The 18987-nt window shown below is 62.4% G+C and carries 19 protein-coding genes; 10 read left to right on the plus strand and 9 right to left on the minus strand.

Annotated elements, in window-relative coordinates; genetic code table 11:
• Position 1: 1 nt before the first annotated feature.
• Entirely contained in the window at positions 2 to 946 is a 945-nt protein-coding gene (gene msrP, locus ACSQ3G_RS06040) for a protein-methionine-sulfoxide reductase catalytic subunit MsrP (protein WP_436109374.1), read from the minus strand.
• Positions 947 to 1155: 209 nt separating this feature from the next.
• Between msrP and ACSQ3G_RS06045 the strand changes: the two genes are divergently transcribed.
• Entirely contained in the window at positions 1156 to 1566 is a 411-nt protein-coding gene (locus ACSQ3G_RS06045) for a DUF4112 domain-containing protein (protein WP_436109375.1), read from the plus strand.
• Between the two features lie 164 nt (positions 1567 to 1730).
• Complete coding sequence (ilvD, locus tag ACSQ3G_RS06050) at positions 1731 to 3566, plus strand: dihydroxy-acid dehydratase (protein WP_436109376.1); 1836 nt, start codon at positions 1731 to 1733, stop codon at positions 3564 to 3566.
• Between the two features lie 17 nt (positions 3567 to 3583).
• Here ilvD and ACSQ3G_RS06055 read toward each other — a convergent pair whose 3' ends face one another.
• From ACSQ3G_RS06055 to ACSQ3G_RS06065, 3 genes are all read right to left on the minus strand, one after another.
• On the minus strand, positions 3584 to 4756 hold the full coding sequence (locus ACSQ3G_RS06055) for an endonuclease/exonuclease/phosphatase family protein (protein ID WP_436109377.1): 1173 nt from the start codon (positions 4754 to 4756) through the stop codon (positions 3584 to 3586).
• A 96-nt stretch (positions 4757 to 4852) separates the two neighbouring features.
• Positions 4853 to 5215: a lysozyme inhibitor LprI family protein gene (locus ACSQ3G_RS06060; RefSeq protein WP_436109378.1), complete on the minus strand. Its 363-nt coding sequence runs from the start codon at positions 5213 to 5215 to the stop codon at positions 4853 to 4855.
• Positions 5216 to 5252: 37 nt separating this feature from the next.
• Positions 5253 to 5633: a YkvA family protein gene (locus ACSQ3G_RS06065; RefSeq protein WP_436109379.1), complete on the minus strand. Its 381-nt coding sequence runs from the start codon at positions 5631 to 5633 to the stop codon at positions 5253 to 5255.
• 138 nt (positions 5634 to 5771) lie between these two features.
• On the opposite strand from ACSQ3G_RS06065, the gene ACSQ3G_RS06070 reads away from it, so the two are divergent.
• Entirely contained in the window at positions 5772 to 7172 is a 1401-nt protein-coding gene (locus tag ACSQ3G_RS06070) for a DegQ family serine endoprotease (RefSeq protein WP_436111672.1), read from the plus strand.
• Positions 7169 to 8485: a replication-associated recombination protein A gene (locus ACSQ3G_RS06075; protein ID WP_105401089.1), complete on the plus strand. Its 1317-nt coding sequence runs from the start codon at positions 7169 to 7171 to the stop codon at positions 8483 to 8485. The genes ACSQ3G_RS06070 and ACSQ3G_RS06075 overlap by 4 nt, the downstream gene beginning before the upstream one ends.
• 17 nt (positions 8486 to 8502) lie before the next feature.
• Here the strand turns inward: ACSQ3G_RS06075 and ACSQ3G_RS06080 are convergent, their stop codons facing one another.
• Positions 8503 to 8817 (minus strand): DUF1883 domain-containing protein, encoded by a 315-nt coding sequence (locus ACSQ3G_RS06080; RefSeq protein ID WP_105401090.1) that lies wholly within the window; start codon positions 8815 to 8817, stop codon positions 8503 to 8505.
• A 327-nt stretch (positions 8818 to 9144) separates the two neighbouring features.
• Here ACSQ3G_RS06080 and ACSQ3G_RS06085 point away from each other — a divergent pair, with 327 nt between their 5' ends.
• A complete protein-coding gene (locus tag ACSQ3G_RS06085) occupies positions 9145 to 10086 on the plus strand; it encodes an alpha/beta fold hydrolase (RefSeq protein WP_436109380.1) in 942 nt (313 codons plus the stop codon).
• A gap of 96 nt (positions 10087 to 10182) precedes the next feature.
• On the opposite strand, the gene ACSQ3G_RS06090 is transcribed toward ACSQ3G_RS06085, so the two are convergent.
• Both ACSQ3G_RS06090 and ACSQ3G_RS06095 read right to left on the minus strand, forming a co-directional pair.
• Positions 10183 to 11184, minus strand: a complete 1002-nt coding sequence (locus ACSQ3G_RS06090; RefSeq protein ID WP_436109381.1) for a ketopantoate reductase family protein — start codon at positions 11182 to 11184, stop codon at positions 10183 to 10185.
• Between the two features lie 79 nt (positions 11185 to 11263).
• A complete protein-coding gene (locus tag ACSQ3G_RS06095) occupies positions 11264 to 11482 on the minus strand; it encodes a hypothetical protein (protein WP_105401093.1) in 219 nt (72 codons plus the stop codon).
• Between the two features lie 218 nt (positions 11483 to 11700).
• On the opposite strand from ACSQ3G_RS06095, the gene ftsZ reads away from it, so the two are divergent.
• The 4 genes from ftsZ to ACSQ3G_RS06115 all read left to right on the plus strand — a co-directional run bounded on the left by ftsZ (position 11701) and on the right by ACSQ3G_RS06115 (position 15370).
• Positions 11701 to 12726, plus strand: a complete 1026-nt coding sequence (ftsZ, locus tag ACSQ3G_RS06100; RefSeq protein WP_105401094.1) for a cell division protein FtsZ — start codon at positions 11701 to 11703, stop codon at positions 12724 to 12726.
• A gap of 159 nt (positions 12727 to 12885) precedes the next feature.
• The gene (locus tag ACSQ3G_RS06105; RefSeq protein ID WP_436109382.1) at positions 12886 to 13671 is read left to right on the plus strand and encodes a class I SAM-dependent methyltransferase; all 786 of its coding nucleotides are present in this window, start codon (positions 12886 to 12888) and stop codon (positions 13669 to 13671) included.
• 115 nt (positions 13672 to 13786) lie between these two features.
• Positions 13787 to 14488: a DUF1223 domain-containing protein gene (locus ACSQ3G_RS06110; RefSeq protein WP_436109383.1), complete on the plus strand. Its 702-nt coding sequence runs from the start codon at positions 13787 to 13789 to the stop codon at positions 14486 to 14488.
• 252 nt (positions 14489 to 14740) lie between these two features.
• Positions 14741 to 15370, plus strand: coding sequence for an outer membrane protein (locus ACSQ3G_RS06115; RefSeq protein WP_436109384.1), 630 nt, complete (start codon positions 14741 to 14743; stop codon positions 15368 to 15370).
• 117 nt (positions 15371 to 15487) lie between these two features.
• Here ACSQ3G_RS06115 and ACSQ3G_RS06120 read toward each other — a convergent pair whose 3' ends face one another.
• On the minus strand, positions 15488 to 16114 hold the full coding sequence (locus tag ACSQ3G_RS06120) for a hypothetical protein (RefSeq protein ID WP_436109385.1): 627 nt from the start codon (positions 16112 to 16114) through the stop codon (positions 15488 to 15490).
• 225 nt (positions 16115 to 16339) lie between these two features.
• On the minus strand, positions 16340 to 17230 hold the full coding sequence (locus ACSQ3G_RS06125; protein WP_436109386.1) for a LysR family transcriptional regulator: 891 nt from the start codon (positions 17228 to 17230) through the stop codon (positions 16340 to 16342).
• Between the two features lie 100 nt (positions 17231 to 17330).
• On the opposite strand from ACSQ3G_RS06125, the gene ACSQ3G_RS06130 reads away from it, so the two are divergent.
• Positions 17331 to 18986 (plus strand): carboxylesterase/lipase family protein, encoded by a 1656-nt coding sequence (locus ACSQ3G_RS06130; RefSeq protein ID WP_436109387.1) that lies wholly within the window; start codon positions 17331 to 17333, stop codon positions 18984 to 18986.
• Position 18987: the final 1 nt, after the last annotated feature.

Genomic DNA, 18987 nt, shown 5'->3' on the forward strand with positions numbered 1-18987 from the left:
CTCAATAGTTCGCCTTCAGGTCCAGGCCGTCATAGAGGTTCGCCACCTGGTCCGCATAACCGTTGAAGGGCAAGGTCGGCCGACGGTTGGCGCCGAAGAAGCCGGCTTCGCCGATCCGCTGTTCCGTCGCCTGGCTCCAGCGCGGGTGGTCGACCGCCGGATTGACGTTGGAATAGAAGCCGTATTCGCGGGCGTTGGCGTTCTTCCAAGTGGTTTCCGGCTGCTTCTCGACCAGCGAAATTTTGACGATCGACTTGATGCTCTTGAAACCGTATTTCCACGGCACGACGAGCCGGATCGGCGCGCCGTTCGGGTTCGGCAGCGTCTGGCCGTAAAGGCCGACCGCGAGGATCGCCAGGGGATGGCGGGCCTCGTCGAGACGCAGGCCTTCGATATAGGGCCAAGGCAGCGGCTGGAAAAAGCCCTTCTGGCCCGGCATTTCCTCCGGCCGCACCACGGTTTCGAACGACACGTATTTGGCGCTGCCGAGCACGTCCACCTGATCCAGAAGAGCCGAAAGCGGGAAGCCGATCCACGGGATCACCATCGACCAACCCTCGACGCAGCGCATCCGGTAGGTGCGGTCCTCGAGGTTCATCTTCATGAGCTCCTCAAGCCCGAATTCCTTCGGCTTGCCGACCATTCCATCCACCTTCACCGACCACGGGTTCGGTTTGAAGTCGCCGGAATTGGCGGCCGGATCGTCCTTGTTGACGCCGAATTCGTAGAAGTTGTTGTAGGTGGTGACCGCCTCCTTCGGCGTCAGCGTCTCGTCCAGCTTGAAGGCGCTGGGCTTGGCCGACAGCGGCGCGGCAAACGCGCTGTCTGCGCCCGCAAAGGCTAGTCCGGCGGCGGCCGCCGCACCCATAAAATTCCGGCGCGACATGTAGATATCGCGGGGGGTGATTTCGGAAGCCGCGATATGCGGCGGACGATAAGCGGGCATGTCGAAAATCTCCTCTGCGGCAACGAGTGCCTTCTTGCTCCTATACGTAACGCGGAACCAAAAGGTTTCACAGCGGCGCGAAGATTGGTTCGGACCACGTTTGCGTGAAAAACCGGAGGTTTGCGGATGGAAATGCGATCGATGGAACCCCATTTCTGGTTCTTCAGTTCTCATCGCAGGGCCATTCGCCCGACAGGAGGAGATTGCAGATGACGGCACGCACATGGGAGGCCGGAAGCCACGAGACCCTCGTCAATCGCACTGAGAGATTGCGGCGCCTGCGCCGCCTTTCGGGCATCGCGCGGCTGATGGACACGGCAATCGGCATTCCCGGCACCCGCATCCGTTTCGGCGCCGACTCCGTCTTCGGCCTAATCCCGCTGGTGGGGGATGCGGGCGGCGCGCTCGTCGGCCTCTACATCGTCAACGAAGCCCGAAAGCTCGGCCTGCCGCCCGCAAAGCTCACCCGGATGCTCGGCAATGTCGCCGCCGATTCCGTGCTCGGCAGCGTGCCGCTGGCCGGCGATGTCTTCGACCTCTTCTTCAAATCGCACCGTCGTAACGTCAAGATGATCCTCGACCATTTCGACATCCATCCGGATGAACTGCGGAAGAGGTGAGGCGTCGTCGGACAGCCGGCTCCAACCGTACCGCTTTGGCCTGTCATGATAGTGACACTCCGGGCGCTTTGCGCTAGGAAAGCCGCAAAACCACGGGCTTTTGCACGCGTCTCCCGAAAGCGGTAGACTGTGCCGGCCCGCAAGAAGAGATCGAGGACAACACCATGCCAGCTTACCGCTCGAGAACCACGACCCATGGCCGCAACATGGCAGGCGCGCGCGGGCTTTGGCGTGCGACCGGCATGAAGGACAGCGACTTCGGCAAGCCGATCATCGCGGTGGTGAACTCCTTCACCCAGTTCGTGCCCGGCCATGTGCACCTGAAGGATTTGGGCCAGCTCGTCGCCCGCGCGATCGAAGCGGCCGGCGGCGTCGCCAAGGAATTCAATACGATAGCCGTCGATGACGGCATCGCCATGGGCCACGACGGCATGCTCTATTCGCTGCCTTCGCGCGAAATCATCGCCGACTCGGTCGAATACATGGTCAACGCCCACTGCGCCGACGCCATGGTCTGCATCTCCAATTGCGACAAGATCACCCCCGGCATGCTGAATGCCGCGATGCGCCTCAACATCCCGGCCGTGTTCGTTTCCGGCGGCCCGATGGAGGCCGGCAAGGTGGTGCTCAAGGGCAAGACCCATTCGCTCGACCTGATCGACGCCATGGTTGCGGCCGCCGACGACAAGATGAGCGACGAGGACGTCAAGGTCATCGAGCGCTCGGCCTGTCCGACTTGCGGCTCGTGCTCGGGCATGTTCACAGCCAATTCGATGAACTGCCTCACCGAAGCGCTCGGCCTGTCTCTGCCCGGCAATGGCTCGGTTCTGGCAACCCATGCCGACCGTAAGCGCCTGTTCGTCGAGGCCGGTCATTTGATCGTCGATATCGCTCGCCGCCACTACGAGCAGGAAGACTATTCGGTCCTGCCGCGCTCGATCGCCACCAAGCAGGCTTTCGAGAACGCCATGACGCTCGACATTGCCATGGGCGGCTCGACCAACACCGTGCTGCACATCCTTGCCGCGGCTTACGAAGGCGAGGTCGATTTCAACCTTGACGACATCGACCAGCTCTCGCGCCGGGTTCCTTGCCTCTCCAAGGTCGCGCCGGCCAAGGCCGACGTGCACATGGAAGATGTCCACCGCGCCGGTGGCATCATGTCTATCCTCGGCGAGCTGGACAAGGGCGGGTTGCTCAACCGCGAGTGTTTCACCGTCCATGCCGAAACGCTCGGCGATGCGATTGACCGTTGGGATATCACCCGCACCAACAGCGAGATGGTGCGCAACTTCTTCCGCGCAGCACCTGGCGGCATCCCGACCCAGGTGGCATTCAGCCAGGAAGCCCGCTGGGACGAACTCGACACCGACCGTGAGGCGGGCGTCATCCGCTCCGTCGAGCATCCGTTCTCGAAGGACGGCGGCCTTGCGGTCCTCAAGGGCAATATCGCTGTCGACGGCTGTATCGTGAAGACGGCCGGCGTCGACGACTCGATCCTGAAGTTCACCGGTCCGGCCCGCGTCTTCGAAAGCCAGGATGCGGCCGTCAAGGCGATCCTGTCCAACGAGATCGTCGCGGGCGACGTCGTGGTCATCATCTACGAAGGCCCCAAGGGCGGCCCTGGCATGCAGGAGATGCTCTATCCGACCAGCTACCTGAAGTCGAAGGGCCTCGGGAAGGCCTGCGCGCTGATCACCGACGGCCGTTTCTCCGGCGGCACCTCGGGCCTGTCGATCGGCCACGCCTCGCCGGAAGCGGCCAATGGCGGCACGATCGGCCTGGTGCGGGAAGGGGACAAGATCGAGATCGACATCCCGAACCGCACGATCAACCTCGCCGTTTCGGACGCCGAACTCGCCGAGCGCCGCAGAGAGCAGGACGCCTCCGGCTGGAAGCCGTCGCAGCCCCGCAAGCGCAACGTCACCACCGCCCTGAAGGCCTACGCCGCATTTGCTGCGAGTGCCGACAAGGGCGCTGTGCGGATCTTGCCGGAATAAGGGTCTCGTTGCCCGATTCACTTGTTCGCGGCTGGAGTCGCATCGCGTTTTGAGACGATGAGGCTGACGGGCGCATGGTCGCTCGTCTTCGCCTTTTCGCTCAGAAGCGCGTTAATCCGCTCATGGATCTCATGTTCCACCAGCCCCGCCTTTGCACGTACGATAAGCGACCCGAGGCCGAGGCGGCTCAGCGCTTCCGTGAACGTGATATGGTCTAGCAGTATATTGGGCGAGCGGGCCGGATCCAGCTTGTCTTGAAATTGTGACGTCCAGCGTAAATTCTGCGGGTAATCGAAAAGTGCATGGTTGAGAAATTTCCGCGCGAAGAAGATGTCGCCCTGCAGGACGCCGATCAGGTCGTGCAGCAGATATTCCCGCTCGATAAGCTCCTTGCCCGGGCCATCGTTGAGATCGCCGATGACGAAGATGATCGGCGACTCCTCCTGCTCGAAGCGCTTGTCGATATAGTAACGGACATCCGTCGCCTCAGTCGTCAGCTTGATGCGGGCAAGATGGGCATTGGCCATGAACCAGTTGACGTCGGCTCGCGCGTAATATCTCTTGTCCGTTTGACCGGCAGCTCGCCCCGGCACTTCCATGCCGATATGCTTGCTCTTGAAATGCGCTCCGATGATCTCGACCCGACGCCCTTCCCAGGTCATCACCAGCACCTGCGGGTGGCGATAATGAGAATGTTGCTGGCGGATATTGCTTCCGACCGTCTGGCTGGACTTGACCAGCTGGGGTGCGGAAAACACCCATTTGCCGTCGGCCTGCGGGCGGAAGGCTGCCGCGGCGGTATAGGATTTCCAGACCGTAAGATCGAGCAGGTGGGCTTCTGACGCCGCAGCCAATTCCGGCTTGACGAGAAACCACATCCACTGCTCGCCCAGAATGCCGTACGCCCTATCGTCTCCGGCAGGATGGACGATGAGCTGGTATTCAGGAAGATAGGTCCTGCAGAATTCCGACATCGCATCGGCGCCTCGGATCGCTTCGATCAGGAAAAGCACGTCCGCGTCGATCGCCAATATCTCGCTGCGGAGGGCCTGCAGCTTTGCCTGCGCGTCGACCATTGACGGGCGACGGCCGGAGAACGTTTTCGATTTTTCCTTCGCCTTTCCAGTCACTACACTGAAAGAATCGATCAGCCACTCGACATTCCACGATGTGATCTTGAAAGCCTTCATGATGGTCCCCCGCGTCTATAGGCGGGCGAACAATAGCACGGATGCATCCTTCGGGTGTGTCGGTTTCGTAAAATCAACGATCCGCCCGGGATGCCCTCAAAGCGGCCGGTTCAAATTCTTGTAGGCCTCATCCAACTGCTTTAGCCTCTCGCCATAGGCCGCCCGGAGGCATTCGACATCCTCGCCGCAGGCCTGCCGCCTCTTCAGCCAGGCGCTCTGTTCGTCCTGCAGTTTGCCACGGTTTCCCATCGCCATCAGGCTGGTGAGGATGTCGAAGGTGGTGACCATCTTCACGTCGGCATCGTTGAGCGTGCGTGTGTCGCAGATCACCTTCTCGTCGGCCGCAAGGTTTGCCCGCTCGCAGTCGAAACTCGCAGCAGTTGCAGTTCGGGGCGAGCCTGAGAGCGTCAGGCCGACAAGAAGGCTCGTCAAGGCGATGGCGATGGTAAAACGTCTCATGGCTGCACTCCTGATCTCCAGTCGCAACGCCTGGAGGTCAGCTCAGTTCCCAGAGGCTCCAGAGAGCGAAGACGAGGCAGGAGAACCAGATGAAAAGGATGAAGGCGAGGCCGGTGCGGCTGGTGGGGCGTTCGGCCCAACGCTCGGCCGTGGCGCGGAACTCGCTCATCAGCGGCGCGGGGACCAGCCTGATGGCAAGCACGATGCCGAGCGGCACGATCAGCAGATCGTCGAGATAACCGAGAACGGGAATGAAATCGGGAATGAGGTCGATCGGCGACAGCGCGTAGGCCGCGATCGCGCCGGCGACCAGCTTGGCATGCCATGGCACGCGGCGGTCGCGCGCGGCGAGCCACAGCGCCAGAACGTCGCGTTTCAGCCGTTTCGCCCAACCTTTCATGCCTGCCAGCCAGTTCAATGTTCTTCTCCCGATCTCGACCCTATATAGGGAAGAAAGCTTGACGGTTTTCGCCACAATCTCCGTTGTTCCGCCACCTTTCCTTTCTAGCGTGGCGCGCTACAAATCGATCCGGATTTTTCTCAAATGAGGACTTACATGCTGACCATGCCGAAACGCGTGTCGACCGGCCTTCTCGCTCTTGTTCTTCTGATGCCTGTTGCGGCACTCGCCCAGGAAAAGGTGGTGCCGCAGAGCCGTCAGGAAATGCAGCTCTCCTTCTCGCCACTGGTCAAGCAGACGGCCGGCGCCGTCGTCAACGTCTATGCCGAACGGGTCGTGCAGCGCCTCAATCCGTTTGCGGGGGACCCCTTCTTCGAGCAGTTCTTCGGCCAGCGAATGCCGAACCGTTCGGAAAAGCAGTCGTCGCTCGGCTCCGGCGTCATCCTTGCGGCAGATGGGCTCGTCGTTACCAACAACCACGTGATCGAAGGTGCCGACGATATCAAGATCGCGCTCGCCGACGGCCGCGAATTCCCCTGTGACGTGGTGCTGAAGGACGCGAGCATCGACCTGGCCGTGCTGCGCATCAAGTCGAAGGAGCCTTTTCCGGTTCTCGCCATCGGTGATTCCGATCGCACCGAAGTAGGCGATCTGGTGCTTGCGATCGGCAACCCGTTCGGCGTCGGCCAGACGGTGACGAGCGGCATCGTCTCCGCACTTGCCCGTAACCAGGTCACCACCGGCGATTTCGGCTTCTTCATCCAGACCGACGCCTCCATCAACCCGGGCAATTCCGGCGGCGCGCTGATGAACATGAACGGCGAGCTGATCGGCATCAACACCGCGATCTTTTCGCGCGGCGGCGGCTCTAATGGCATCGGGTTCGCGATCCCCGCCAATCTCGTGAAAGTTTTCCTCGCCACGGCTGCCTCAGGCAAGACGAGCTTCGAACGCCCCTTCGTCGGCGCGAGCTTCGATGCCGTCAATTCGGATGTGGCCGAAGCGCTCGGCCTCAAGACCGCCCGCGGCGCACTGGTGACACGCGTTGTCGAAGGCGGACCGGCGGACAAGGCCGGCCTGAAGCCCGGCGAAGTGGTGACCGCCGTCAACGGCATCTCGGTCGAGCATCCCGATGCTCTCGGTTACCGGCTGACCACCGCCGGTCTCGGCAGGCAGGCGGTGCTGACCATCCAGACCGCCGACGGCCAGCGGCAGGTGAACCTGGCGCTCAACACCGCCCCGGAAACAACGCCCCGCGACGAGCGGCTGATCGAGGGGCGCAATCCGTTTGCCGGCCTTCGCGTGGCCAACCTGTCGCCGAAGCTCGCGACCGAACTGCGCATCCCGGCTGAAAAGACCGGCGTGGTCGTGACCGACGTGACGCGCAACTCTCCCGCCGCCCGCCTCGGTTTCGAGCCGAAGGACATCCTGATCTCCCTGAACGGCACCGCCGTCACCAGCACCAAGGGCATGGAAACCATGCTCGACGACGATCCAGGCTTCTGGCGGGTCGAGATCGAGCGTGGCGGCCAGCGTATCAGGCAGTTCTTCCGATGAGCGGTGATCTCTTCGCGCCCAAGGTTCCGGAAGAGGTCGCCAACCGGCGGCCGCTTGCCGATCGCCTGCGGCCGAAGTCGCTTGCCGAAGTCACCGGGCAGCCGCACCTGACGGGCGAGGACGGTGCGCTGCGGCGGATGATCGATAGCGGCTCGCTCGGCTCGATGATTTTCTGGGGTCCGCCCGGCACAGGCAAGACCACGGTGGCGCGGCTGCTTTCCGGCGAGGCGGGACTCGCCTTCGAACAGATTTCGGCGATCTTTTCCGGCGTCGCCGACTTGAAGAAAGTCTTCGAGACCGCACGCCTGCGCCGCATGGACGGGCGCCAGACGCTGCTCTTCGTCGATGAGATACACCGCTTCAACCGCGCCCAGCAGGACAGTTTCCTGCCCGTCATGGAGGATGGCACCGTCATCCTGGTCGGTGCCACCACCGAAAACCCGAGCTTCGAACTCAACGCCGCTCTTCTGTCGCGGGCCCGGGTGCTGACCTTCCGCAGCCATGACGAAGAGAGTCTCAGCGAGCTTCTGGCCCGCGCCGAACAGGCCGAGGGGAGGCCGTTGCCGCTTGATGAGGATGCACGCGCCAGTCTGATCCGCATGGCCGATGGCGACGGCCGCGCGGTACTGACGCTCGCCGAGGAGGTCTGGCGGGCTGCGCGGGAAGGGGAGGTCTTCGATACGACGGGCCTCACCCAGATCGTCCAGCGCCGCGCCCCGGTCTACGACAAGGCGCAGGACGGCCATTACAATCTGATCTCGGCGCTCCACAAGTCGGTGCGCGGCTCGGATCCGGATGCCGCGCTCTATTATCTGGCGCGCATGTTCGATGCCGGCGAGGACCCGCTTTATCTCGGCCGCCGGCTGGTGCGCATGGCGGTCGAGGATATCGGCCTTGCCGATCCGCAGGCGCTGGTCGTCTGCAATGCGGCCAAGGATGCCTATGACTATCTCGGTTCGCCTGAAGGCGAGCTGGCATTCGCGCAGGCCTGCGTCTATCTGGCGACCGCGCCGAAATCCAACGCGGTCTACACCGCCTTCAAGGCCGCCACCCGCGCCGCCAAGGAAAACGGTTCGCTCCTGCCGCCCAAGCACATCCTCAATGCCCCGACCAAGCTGATGAAGGGCGAGGGGTATGGCGACGGTTACCGCTACGACCACGATGAGCCGGACGCGTTTTCAGGTCAGGATTATTTTCCGGAAAAGATGGGCCGGCAGACGTTCTACGACCCGCCGGAGCGCGGCTTCGAGCGTGACATCCGCAAGCGGCTCGATTGGTGGGCCAAGCTCCGCAAGGAACGAAACCCGAAGTGACCCTTTTCTGAAACCGGTCAGGAGGCCTGTTTCTGGGCCACGACATTGGCCGGTGCGCCGATCAGCCTGACGGAAGATTCCGCCAGCCCGTGATGGCCTTCCATGTCGACGATGACGTGCCAGTGGCCAGCCTCCGGGATCACCAGGCGGATGGGGGACCGTTTGGCGATGCCGCCGATATATTTGAAATCGAGAAGCTCGGTAAAGCGCTGGAAGTTGGCGGCGTTCATCAGGCGCACGTTGTTGACCGCATTCAACGTCACCTCGATCGTCGTCCCCGCGCGCTGCGGTTTCAGATCGTAGTGGGTAAAGCGGAAATTCGGTACGGCCATTCCTGCCTCATTGATGCCAGCATAGAAGTTCATCAATCTTAACAAAATGTCGTTAACGAATGGTGGAACCTAGCGGCTACCTGTGTGTTTAGTTTCTGAAGACCATCTTCAGCCGGCACAGTCCCTATGCCGCGCCGAAGATAATCAGGCGGCTTTCATCCCCTGCAGCCGCCGTACAAGAATAATATTTTGACCTCCAATCTGCCTGTCCCGCCGTCTCCTCGCGGCGGGATTTTCTTTGCGCGAACAATTTTTGGGGTGGATTGTCGGCTCGGGCTCTTCCTCTCCGTCCTTGGGGCATCACCACCGATCCCCGAGGAGGACGTCATGTCGATCAGGATAATCGCCACCGCAATCGCAGCCCTTGCCGTATCGCTCGTTCCGGCATTCGCCGAAGCGCAGGAGCCGAAACCGGCCGCACCGCAGGCGACCGCCGCCGAGCCATCGAAGAAGGGTCGTGTCGAGGCCGGCGGCATCAGCTATTATTACGAGATCCGCGGGGAAGGCGAACCGCTCCTGCTGCTCCATGGCGGTCTCGGCTCGGTCGACATGTTCGCGCCGATCATGCCGGCGCTGACCGAGCATCGCCAGGTCATCGCCGTCGACCTCCAGGGCCATGGCCGCACCCCGCTCGGCAAGCGTCCGATCAGCCTGGAAGCCATGGGCGCCGACATGGGCGAGATCGTCTCCGACCTCGGCTACCGCCAGGTCGATGTACTCGGCTATTCCATGGGTGGCGGCATCGCGCTGCAGATGGCCGCTCAGGCGCCGGAAAAGGTGCGGCGGCTGGTCATCGCCTCGGCACCGTTTGCCAAACGCGGCTTCTTTCCAGAAATGATCCCGCAGCAGGAGTCCGTCACCGGTGCCATGGCCGAGATGATGAAGGACACGCCGATGTTCATCTCCTACAAGGCCGTGGCTCCGGATGTCTCCGAATTCCCGCGGCTCCTCGATGCCATGGGCGACCTGATGCGCCGGGACTACGATTTCTCCGATGCTGTCGCCAAGTTGACCATGCCTGTCATGCTAGTCTTCGGCGACAGCGACATGGTGCGCCCGGAGCATATCGTCGAGTTTTATCAGAAGCTCGGTGGCGGCCTGAAGGATGCCGGCTGGATGCGGGAGAACATGCCGAAGAACCGGCTGGCGATCCTGCCCGATCTCACCCATTACGAGGCATTCGCATCGCCGGCCCTGGCGCCGACCGTGCTGCCTTTCCTGGACGGCAAGAGCAATGCGCCGAACTGGGCGGAGCAGGTGAAGAAGTGAAAACCGCAACAAAAGCTATGCCGGACGAAGGGTCGGCATAGCTTTGATTTCAAGCACTTGCCGGCATCTGCGGATTCCCGTTCAGAAACACTTGAATCAGTTTCTGAGGTTTTCGCGGTCGAGCTGCAGCGTCAGCGCCAGCACTGTTTCGCAGGTCGGGGTCGGCACGCCGGCGAGCTTGCCAAGCGCCACCACCATGCCGGTCAGCGGAACGATCTCCAGCGCCTTTCCGGCAAGCAGGTCCTGCAGCATCGAGGTCCTGACCGGGCCGAAACCGCCCGACCGGCCAAGCTGTTCTTCGAGGCTTCGGCTGAAGACCGCGCCAAGCGCCTCGCCGACGGCCCTGGTCTCCGCCATCACCTTGCCGACCTGCGCGACCAGCGCTGCATTTTCCATGATGCTGTTCATCCGGCCGCGGGTCAGCGCGCTGATCGGGTTATATGCGGCGTTGCCCATCAGTTTGGTCCAGATCTCGTCGCGGATCCGCTGCGTCGGGATGATGTTGAGGCCAGCACGGCCGAGAAGCCCGGAGATCGACACCAGGTCCGGCGAAAGCTCGCCGGATGGTTCGCCGAGGAAAAAGCGGCCGTCGCCATTGAGGCGGACTGTGCCGGGTTCGGTCACTTCCGCGCCCTGATAGGCGACACAGCCGATAACCCGTTCCGGCCCGACCAGCCGCCAGAGCTTGCCCTCAGGATCGAGTTCCGGGAGCTGTCTTTCCGCATGCCCGCTTCCGGAATCCCGATGGAAATACCACCAGGGAATGCCGTTGAGGATCATGATGACCCGGGTGCCTTGCCTGAGAAGGCTCGCAAGGCCCTCGGCCGCATCGCCAAGCTGGTGTCCCTTGAGACCGGTAACGATCAGGTCCTGTTTCGGCAGTTCCGACGGGTCGCTGGTGGCGGTGACACGCGCATGGAGCGGCGCGGTATCGCCGCCCTGCTCGACGGTGAGGCCCTTGTCGCGAATGGCGGCGAGATGTGCGCCGCGCGCCACGATCGAGACATTGGCCTCCGAGCCGAGCCCGCTCGCGATCTTCGTCGCGAACGTGCCCCCGAGAGCGCCCGCACCATAAATGCAGATATTCCTGATGGTCATGATCCTCACCGACGCTGAAATGCAGTGCGGTAGATCTAGGGCATCTCCGGCGGTCAGGCGAACGAGTTTTTGTGATGGGTCAATGGGCCCAGTTGGCGGAAACGAGTTCTGTCCGGCGAAGCTCGTCGATCGCGGTGACTGCATCTTCCACGGACCAGCCGGCCTTGACGGCGGCCGCGATCATCTTGATCTCCGCCTCCTCCTCGAGGGCAAGAAAGAGCGGTTCGAGGGCCTCCTGAACGGTGAGGATATGTTCATCGGGCGGGGCTATGGACGCACGTGCGGCGGACGTAGGCATGGTACGTGGTGCTCCTCTCTCTTTTGTGATCGACTGTTCACAATTGCTATGACCGGAAAAGGTTCCACGCAATCTGTGGAAAATTTCATCCGGCCGCTTTCTGCAACACCAAGCTTGTTCTTTCGCCAAGCCTCTGCCTTGTTGCCGAGCTAAAATACAAGTGATTCGGGTGCCACGAGGCCGCCCGGCCGGCGGGTGCCGATGCCAAGGAGATTGTGATGACGGACGCCAAAAAATACCAGATCACCGAAATGCGGCCGAAGATCACCGTGATCGGCGTCGGTGGCGGCGGCGGCAACGCCATCAACAACATGATCGCCGAGGAACTGGAAGGCGTCGATTTCATCGCCGCCAATACCGACGCGCAGGTTCTGGCAACCTCCAAGGCGTCGCGGCGCATCCAGCTCGGTGCCCATGTGACCGAAGGCCTCGGTGCCGGCTCGCTGCCGGAGATCGGCCGCGCTGCAGCGGAAGAATCGATCGACGAGATCATGGACCATCTCTCGGGCTCGCACATGTGCTTCGTAACGGCCGGCATGGGCGGCGGCACAGGCACCGGTGCTGCACCGGTCATCGCCCATGCTGCCCGCAATGCCGGCATCCTTACCGTCGGCGTCGTCACCAAGCCCTTCACCTTCGAAGGCAACCGCCGCATGAAGACGGCCGATGCCGGCATCGAGGAACTGCGCCGGGCTGCCGATACCGTCATCGTCATTCCGAACCAGAACCTGTTCCGCATCGCCGATGCCAAGACCACGTTTGCCGACGCGTTCATGACTGCCGACAAGGTGCTGTTTGCCGGCGTCGGCTGCATTACTGACCTGATCGTCAAGGAAGGCCTCATCAACCTCGATTTCGCCGACGTGAAGTCGGTGATGAAGGGCATGGGCCGGGCAATGATGGGCACCGGCGAAGCCTCCGGCGACGGCCGTGCGCTGCTCGCCGCGGAAGCTGCGATCGCCAACCCGCTGCTCGACGACATCTCGATGAAGGGCGCCAAGGGCGTGCTGATCTCGATCTCCGGCGGCTCCGACATGACACTGTTCGAAGTGGACGAAGCCGCAAGCCGCATCCGCGACGAAGTAATGGACGACGCCGATATCGTCGTCGGCGCGATCTTCGACCGCAGTCTCGATGGAAAGTTCCGCGTCTCGGTCGTCGCGACCGGCCTCGATGGCGGCGAAGCCGGTGTCGCTCCCGGCACTCCGGCGGACATGCAGACTTTCCAGCGCACGCTGCAGTAACCGCCCCCGGCCTCCGGGCCAGGAGATCCGTTCCAACAGAAGCCTTCCGGCGGTTTTTGCTGCCGGAAGGCTTCTGCTTTCCGGGTTCCGACGTCTTTTCATTGTCATCCGTCGCGGATATAGCTCGCGGCCCATTCGACGATTGAGAGGAGGACGAGCATGGATGCGACGGATGTCGGCGCCCATTGGGAGAGCAATGCCGAGACCTGGACGATCTATTCGCGGGCGGGTTACGACAAATACCGGGACGCGCTGAACACCCCGGCCTTTCTCGACATGCTGACGCCGGTCGCCGGATTGAAAGGCCTCGATCTCGGCTGCGGCGAGGGCACCAATACCCGCGAGGTCGCGCGGCGCGGGGCCGAGATGACCGGGCTGGACATCGCCCCGACCTTCATCCGTTACGCCCGCGAGACGGAAGCTGCCGATCCGCTCGGCATTGCCTATGTGCTCGGCGACGGGCAGGGGATCGATTTCCCGGACGAAAGCTTCGATTTCGTCACCGCCTTCATGTCGATGATGGACATGGCCGATCAGCGAGGGGTTCTGAAGGGCATTTACCGTGTGCTGAAGCCCGGCGGTTTCCTGCAGTTCTCGATCCTGCATCCCTGTTTCGTGCCGCCGACGCGCAAGAACATCCGTGACGAGACGGGCGAGGCGGTCGCCATCCAGGTGGCCGACTATTTCGACGAGACGGACGGGCGCATCGAACGCTGGCTGTTTTCGGACATTCCGGCCGAGGAGCGGGCGAAGCTGACGCCGTTTGCGGTGCCGCGTTTCCACCGGACGCTGACCACTTGGGTGTCGATGATCGTCGGCGCCGGGCTGGTGATCGAGGCTTTCGGCGAGCCGATGGCATCCGAAGAGGTGGCGCAGGCCGAACCGGTCGTCGCCGACACCCGCGTCGCGCCGATCTTCCTGCACATCCGCGCCGTCAAGCCGTAGACGCGAAAAGGGGCGGCCAGGCTGTCCGGGAGAGGTCACTAAAGCGTGAGCCTGTAACCGAGGCGCGGACCGCCGCGAATGAAGGTGCGATGGCAATGCTGCAAGGAGCATCCGCGTGAAAAACCTGAATTCGTTTCGTATCGCGATCGCCGCCGCGTCGCTTGGCCTGATCGGTGCAGCACCCGCCCTGGCCGGCGCGAGAAATCCGGTCGTGGTCGAACTGTTTACGAGCCAGGGCTGTTCGTCCTGCCCGCCCGCCAATGCCAATCTGGTCAAGCTGAGCAGCGATCCCAACATCCTGGCGCTCAGCTTCGCCGTGACCTATTGGGACTACCTCGGCTGGAAGGACATTTTCGGCAGGAAGGAGTTCACCCAGCGCCAGGTGACCTACGAACCGGCACTCGGCCAGTCGGGCCCGTTCACGCCTCAGATGGTCATCAATGGCCGCACCTCGACGGTCGGCCAAGATCTCGGTGAAGTCCGCAGCCTGATTGCAGCAGAAAGGCCACTTGCCGGACCTGCGGTGCGCCTGAAGGGCGATACGGCAACGATCGACGGCGGTGGCAAACCGGCGTCGCCTGCCGATATCTGGCTGGTCCGCTATGATGCGGGCCTTGTCGAAGTTCCGGTGGCACGCGGCGAAAATGCCGGCGAGACATTGCCCCATGCACATGTGGTGCGCGAACTGACGCATCTCGGCCTGTGGAATGGCAAGCCACAAAGCCGGATGATCCCGCCGGCAAAGCCCAACGAGAAACGTGCTCTGCTAGTTCAGGAGCGCAATGGCGGCCAAATTCTCGCGGCGGCGACGGATTGATGAAGAGCGAATGGGGCGATTTCATCAGGCGCTCCCGATACTGTTACACTTGTTGATCGGATCCTTCGCGGCAGTCGTCGGCGGGTTAAGGAAGTGTTTATGAATTCGTGAAAAATGAATGGATACTTGCCGGCGGTCCGGGCCTGAGGGGCTTGGTTGGGATGACCGTGACTGCCGCGCGGTGCGTAACCTTTTGAGTAACCGCCTGCATGTGTTCGCGACGCAGGTGCTGTACGGAGTAAAGCCAAGACCATGAACAAGAAGTCCTTCGCCCTGGCGATCTTCGCCGCATCTTTCGCCACGCCCCTCTGGGCTGCCGACCTCGCGCCCTATTCCGAACCGCCGGCTTATAACGAACCTGCTGGCGCGCCGAAGGCGGGCTGGGGTGGCGCCTATGTCGGTGCCGATCTTGGCATGGCATCCCGCAAGCTGAACCCGTTCGATGGCGACAAGGGCCTCGTTCTGGGCGCTCACGGCGGCTACAATATAGACCTCGATTCCGGCGTCGTCGGCGCGGAAATCGAAGCCTCGCATCTGGGCAACGTGGAAAGCCGCGTACCGGGCGGCAAGATCACTGAAAAGGGCCGCGTGGCCGCCAAGGCCAAGGCCGGCGTTGGCTTCAACCAGACGCTCGTCTACGGCACCGCGGGTGCTGCGCTCACCAGCTTCGGCGGCAAGAACGGCACGTCCGGTCCGGACGGCTGGAAGCCGGGTTGGATCTTGGGCGCGGGCGTCGAGCAGAAGCTCACCGACAACCTGTCGGCCCGGGTCGAATACAATTACACCATGACCAACGACGTCCGCAGCACTTCCGGCGGCGTCTCCTCCAGGACCGACGTGCGCGACCAGACGCTCAAGGCTGGCGTGAACTACAAGTTCTAGTCCCGCAAAAAACTCTCCGGATCCATCGGATCTGAAGAGGTTATTGTCGCAGTTCGACAATCTTTAAAGCGCCGTATGCCGGGAGGCATACGGCGCTGTCGGTTTAGAGGGCGGCTCTCAGAGATCTGCGTCCGTGTCGAGCTGGTCGCGGACCTGGTCGATCTTGCCGACCGCCGGCCCCACGCCAAGCTCGTCCTGCGCCCATCCGAAGGCCTCGTCGCTCACCGGTGCGCCCGCGAAATCTTCGAGCGCATCGCGAAGCGCTGCCTCGCCGAGCTCGGGGTCGGTCGCGGCAGGATCGATGCCGTTCGTCTGTTCGTATTGCGCATAGGCCTTCACATAGGCCGAGAGCGAGGTCATCCGCGGATCGTTGGTGTTGAGATAGGCGTGGTAATTGCGCTTCAAGGAACTGAGGCCTGCCACTTTTGCGGCCTGGGGTTTGACTTTTTCCGTTGGCGTTGCCTTCGAGACCTTGCGGTCGGCATCCTTCTTCGTCCGCTCCTTGCCGGAGCCGAGACTGGCCGAGGTCGACCGGCTCTTGCCGGAATTGCCATGGTTCGAGACATCGTCGCGACCACCGCCCTTGCCGCCGCCGTTTCCACCGCCGCCACCATTACCGCCGCCGTTACCGCCGCCATTGCCATCCTTGGCCAAGGCGAGGTCCGGAAATCCGGTTACGCCTCCACCGACGGACACTGCGGCGAGCGCAAGGACGACGATGCCGTTCTTGAGGACCTTGTTCATGTTCACCCATCTCCTGATATGCATTGCCAAAGCCACATAAGCTTTGCGCTTTGCGGCTTTTCAGATGCCGTACATTCTGGAGCAGCAGCCGATATAAATCCATGGGATTAGGACCAATGAGCCCGCCTTCGGGACCAAGGTCCGGTGGGGGGCGGGGACATTGGTCTCATTGGGCCTGCGGTCCACATGACCTGCCCGGCCGCGCGTCGTCGCTTTGACTGTAACCTAGGCGCGGTAACGAAGCGCGTTCAGCAGGAGCACGAATGCGGGGGAATGCTGCCGCCGGCTCGGGTAATACAGATGATAGCCAGCGAAGGGCGGGCACCAATCGTCAAGAACACGGACCAGGCGTCCGTCCTCGATATATGGCTGGGCGTAGTCCTCCAGCATATAGGCGATGCCAAGGCCAGTGAGGGCCGCGTTGATCCTGAGTGAACCGCTGTTGAACACCGCCTGTCCATCGACCCTGACGTTCACGACTTTTCCAGCCTTCTCAAGCTCCCACGCGTTGATGGCCTTGGAGGTCGGCATCCGGATGTTGATGCAGTTGTGACGCGTCAGATCCTCGGGAGTTACGGGCAGTCCCTGCTTTTCGAAATAGGATGGTGAGCCGACCACCGCCATTCTCAGGTCAGGCCCGATGCGCATCGCGATCATATCTTTCTCGACCTGTTCCCCCAGACGAACCCCGGCATCAAACCGCTCGGCCACGAGATCGACCATGGCCGCATCGACGATCACTTCGATCTTCACCTCCGGGTATTCGCGGAGAAACGTCTCGAGCACCGGCCACAGGATTGTCTCGGCCGCATGCTGGCTCGACGTGATGGCAATCCTTCCGGCAGGGCGCTCCCGGAGATGCATCAATGAATCAAGCTCCGCATCGATCTCCTCGAACCTGGGCCTGAGCGACGCCAGAAGGCGCTCGCCCGCTTCCGTGGCCGAGATGTTTCGGGATGTCCGTGCAAGAAGCCGCAACCCAAGACGTTCTTCAAGGTTCTTGATCGTCTGGCTCAGAGCCGACTGCGAGACGTTCAATCTTGCCGCGGCCTTCGTGAAGCTGCCCTCTCGGGCCACGGCGACGAACACGGCAAGGTCGTTATAAAGCTTCGCCATCGATAAGTTTTCCTAATAGGCCCTAGAGCATTCCACCATCTTTTCGATGGAAGCAAGTCGGACTAGGTTTCCTTGCGAGATCGAGGACATGGAGAAAACGATGAAGGCCGGGCAGCAGAGCAGACGCGGGTTCCTTTCCACGCTGGCAGTCGGCGTGGCCGCGCCGGTCTTTTTCAGAGGCACCATGTCGATGGCGGCCCAATCCACGACCGTCGGGATCAGGAATGGCGTCCTGCGTGGCTCCCTTGCAAAGGGAGCCTTCAGCTTCAAGGGGATCCCCTATGCCGCAAGCACGGCCGGTGCCAATCGCTTCAAGGCTCCGCAACCGGTGCAGGACTGGGCAGGCGAGCGCGATGCCACGAAATACGGCTCCCTCAGCCCGCAGTTCAACACCGGAATGAGCGGGCCTTTGTTCGGCTGGTATAACCAGAACGAGCCGCTTGGCGAGGACTGCTGCGTCCTCAACGTGTTCACGCCCGACCTGGACAGGAATGCCAATCGCCCGGTGATGTTCTACATCCATGGCGGCGGATACATCAACGGCGGGGGAGGCGGTGCCGGTCTGGACGGAAGTAATCTCGCCCGCTACGGCGACGTCGTGGTCGTCACGATCAACCACCGCCTCAACGCGTTCGGCTACACCAACCTGTCCCACCTCGATGCCGAGCGTTTCGGCGACGCAGCCAATGCCGGCAATCTCGACATCGTTGCGGCACTGGCATGGGTCCGCGACAACATCGCTGCATTCGGCGGAGACCCCGGCAGCGTAACCGTCTTCGGACAGTCCGGCGGCGGATCGAAGATCATGACCCTGCTGACGATGCCGAAGGGCCAAGGGTTGTTCCATCGCGCCATCAGCATGAGCGGCGCGGCCGGCCTCAACGTCGATCCGGCGGCGGCCATGGAGCCTTATGCCAACGCGTTCATCAAGGAGCTCGGCGTCGATCCGAAAAACCTCGCGGCGGCGCAGCAGATCCCGATGCAGGCCGTGCTCGATGCACGCAACCGTGCCGTGGCTGCCTCGTTCGAAGGCGCCCGCCCGGTCATCGACGGAAAGCACATCGTCACCCGTCCGATGACGGCGGAGGGCCTCGCAATGCATGCCAGGGTGCCGCTGATGATGGGGAGCACCAAGACGGAGGCCAGCCTGTTCTTCCAGAGCGACATGCGGAACTTCAAGCTCACCGACGACCAGATGCGGACGAGGATGCGCACGGTGTTCAAGATCGACGACCGGAAGGTCGATGCGATCATGGCGGCGTACCGCAAGGCGTCACGCGAGATGACCCCGTCGGACATCCTGGTCGCCGTCGCCTCCGACGTGCAGTTCCGCCTTCCGCTGACCGGGGCCGCCGAAACCAAGTCGGGCGCCTCCGGGCAGGCTCCCGTCTACATGTACAGTTTCAACTGGCCCATCCCGTGGGAGAACGGCGTGCTCGGCTCGCCGCATGCCGTCGATATCCCGTTTGCGTTCGGCACCGTCAACGAGGCCGGGGAGATGACCGGATCGGGCGACGAGGCAATGGAGACCTCCATGAACCTGATGTCGGCCTTCGCGAGCTTCGCGCGGACCGGAAACCCGAACAACGACCGTATGCCGAAATGGAAGCCGTACGACACCGCCGCGAGGACGACGATGCTGATCGATGCCAAGTGTGAGGCGGCCACGGACTGGCGGGGTGACGCCCTCCGGGAGGTCTCGACGCTGAAGATCGATCCCTTCAATCGCGCGGCGCTCTACAAATACGAATCCTGAC

The sequence above is a fragment of the Neorhizobium tomejilense genome, assembly GCF_964254135.1.
GTDB lineage: Bacteria > Pseudomonadota > Alphaproteobacteria > Rhizobiales > Rhizobiaceae > Neorhizobium > Neorhizobium tomejilense.

Excerpts from the sequence above, each read along its gene's own strand:
- ACSQ3G_RS06070 (WP_436111672.1), top strand. The coding sequence starts at position 5,772 with ATGCTGACCATGCCGAAACGCGTGTCGACCGGCCTTCTCGCTCTTGTT.
- ACSQ3G_RS06085 (WP_436109380.1), top strand. The coding sequence starts at position 9,145 with ATGTCGATCAGGATAATCGCCACCGCAATCGCAGCCCTTGCCGTATCG.
- ACSQ3G_RS06080 (WP_105401090.1), bottom strand. The coding sequence starts at position 8,817 with ATGGCCGTACCGAATTTCCGCTTTACCCACTACGATCTGAAACCGCAG.
- ACSQ3G_RS06105 (WP_436109382.1), top strand. The coding sequence starts at position 12,886 with ATGGATGCGACGGATGTCGGCGCCCATTGGGAGAGCAATGCCGAGACC.
- ilvD (WP_436109376.1), top strand. The coding sequence starts at position 1,731 with ATGCCAGCTTACCGCTCGAGAACCACGACCCATGGCCGCAACATGGCA.
- ACSQ3G_RS06130 (WP_436109387.1), top strand. The coding sequence starts at position 17,331 with ATGAAGGCCGGGCAGCAGAGCAGACGCGGGTTCCTTTCCACGCTGGCA.
- ACSQ3G_RS06095 (WP_105401093.1), bottom strand. The coding sequence starts at position 11,482 with ATGCCTACGTCCGCCGCACGTGCGTCCATAGCCCCGCCCGATGAACAT.
- ACSQ3G_RS06090 (WP_436109381.1), bottom strand. The coding sequence starts at position 11,184 with ATGACCATCAGGAATATCTGCATTTATGGTGCGGGCGCTCTCGGGGGC.
- ftsZ (WP_105401094.1), top strand. The coding sequence starts at position 11,701 with ATGACGGACGCCAAAAAATACCAGATCACCGAAATGCGGCCGAAGATC.
- ACSQ3G_RS06060 (WP_436109378.1), bottom strand. The coding sequence starts at position 5,215 with ATGAGACGTTTTACCATCGCCATCGCCTTGACGAGCCTTCTTGTCGGC.
- ACSQ3G_RS06075 (WP_105401089.1), top strand. The coding sequence starts at position 7,169 with ATGAGCGGTGATCTCTTCGCGCCCAAGGTTCCGGAAGAGGTCGCCAAC.
- ACSQ3G_RS06125 (WP_436109386.1), bottom strand. The coding sequence starts at position 17,230 with ATGGCGAAGCTTTATAACGACCTTGCCGTGTTCGTCGCCGTGGCCCGA.
- ACSQ3G_RS06045 (WP_436109375.1), top strand. The coding sequence starts at position 1,156 with ATGACGGCACGCACATGGGAGGCCGGAAGCCACGAGACCCTCGTCAAT.
- ACSQ3G_RS06055 (WP_436109377.1), bottom strand. The coding sequence starts at position 4,756 with ATGAAGGCTTTCAAGATCACATCGTGGAATGTCGAGTGGCTGATCGAT.
- msrP (WP_436109374.1), bottom strand. The coding sequence starts at position 946 with ATGCCCGCTTATCGTCCGCCGCATATCGCGGCTTCCGAAATCACCCCC.
- ACSQ3G_RS06115 (WP_436109384.1), top strand. The coding sequence starts at position 14,741 with ATGAACAAGAAGTCCTTCGCCCTGGCGATCTTCGCCGCATCTTTCGCC.
- ACSQ3G_RS06120 (WP_436109385.1), bottom strand. The coding sequence starts at position 16,114 with ATGAACAAGGTCCTCAAGAACGGCATCGTCGTCCTTGCGCTCGCCGCA.